The organism is Roseibium sp. RKSG952 (genome assembly GCF_009711355.1).
The window spans coordinates 1-1595 of the sequence record NZ_SMMF01000529.1; the positions used below are offsets into that span (position 1 = coordinate 1).

1 protein-coding gene is annotated in these 1595 nt (G+C 58.2%); it reads right to left on the minus strand.

Going from position 1 to position 1595, the window contains the following annotated elements:
- Positions 1 to 1595: condensation domain-containing protein (locus tag E1297_RS02015; protein WP_155133248.1), on the minus strand; the 1595-nt coding region annotated here is incomplete at both ends.

Genomic DNA, 1595 nt, shown 5'->3' on the forward strand with positions numbered 1-1595 from the left:
CAGATAGGCTCCGCCCGCCTTCCAGATCGCCAGAAGCGCGATGATCAGTTCTGCAGAGCGTTCAAGGCACACACCGACCACACACTCCGGGCCAACGCCCTGCGCAATCAGATAGCGCGCCAAACGGTTCGACGCTGCATCCAGTACGCCATAGGAGAGTTCCCGATCGCCATCAATCACGGCAAGAGCACCCGGATGTGCCAGAACTTGCTCCGCAAACCGATCAATGAGGGTCTGGTCTAGCGGATAGTCAACTGCGGTGTTGTTGAAGCCGTGCAGTACGAGCTCCCGCTCCGCCTTGTCCAGAAGCACGACATCACAAAGCCGCGTTTGAGGCGCTTCAGAAATACCTTTCACAAGCAGGACAAACATCGCCCCGATGCGCACCGCTGTCTGACGATCAAACAACTGGGCCGAATAGGAAAGATGCCCGCTTAAGGAGCCTTCTATTTCCGCAAGGTTCAGAGACAATTCGAATTTTGCATGATCACCGTCCCGCTCACCGAAAGCACTGACCGCACAATCTCCGAACCGTAGCCACAAATCCCTGTCTGGCGTGTTTTGCAACACCAGCATCACCTGGCACACAGGTACGTGCCGCAGGGACCGGGCCGGAGAAACCGCCTCCACAACAGCCTCGAACGGCACATTCTCATGCGCAAGAGCCTCCAGAACCCTTTGCCCGGTCTCAGATAGCTGCTCTTCAAACGAACGCTCCGCATCGACCTTGTTCCTCAAGGCAAGCGTATTCACGAAGTACCCGCACAGCCCTTCAAGTTCAGGCCGGGGACGCCCTGCAACCGCCGCGCCGATCACCACATCCTCACCGGCCCCAAGCCGGGACAGCAACGTGGCAAAGGCCGTTTCAAGCACCATGAACAGGGTCAAACCGGTCTTTTGCGCTAGTCTCTTCAATCGATCCGTGACAGCCTTTGGGATTGTCAAATCTACAGAACCGCCCGAATAGTCCATAACCTCGGGCCGGGGCCGGTCGAAAGGCAAGGTAATTGCCTCTGGAGCGTCCGATAGATCCTGTTTCCACCACGCCGCTTCTTCCTCCAAACGGTCACCGGACAGCACCTTACGTTGCCACACCGCATAGTCTGCGTATTGCACCGGCAGATCGGATAGATCGGCAGCCGCGCCGCCGGTTTCCTCCGAGTACAGTGACGAGAGTTCCTTCAGCAGCAGCGTGTCACTCCAGCCGTCCCGGACCGTGTGGTGGCCGCCAAAAACAAGAGTGTGCTCTTCCCCGCCAGCAGACAACAGATGGGTCCGGAACAAGGGGCCTTTTGTCAGGTCAAACGGCGCATGCCGCAACTCCAAGACCCGTCGTTCAAGCGCGGCGGCAGACCAACCGGACACATCTTCAAAGCCAAACTGGAACCCACTCACTTCCATAGGCGAAATCACCTGAAACGGCGTCCCGTTCTTGTCTTCGAACCGGGTCCTGAGGCTCTCGTGGCGCTCTACAAGCCGGTTCACCGCCCGCTCCAGCGCGCCCAGGTCCAGTTTCCCTTTCAACGAGAAGGCATGGACTTCGTTATAGGCAACACCGGCCCGCGCATCGAGCTTGTCGAGGAACCACAGGCTCT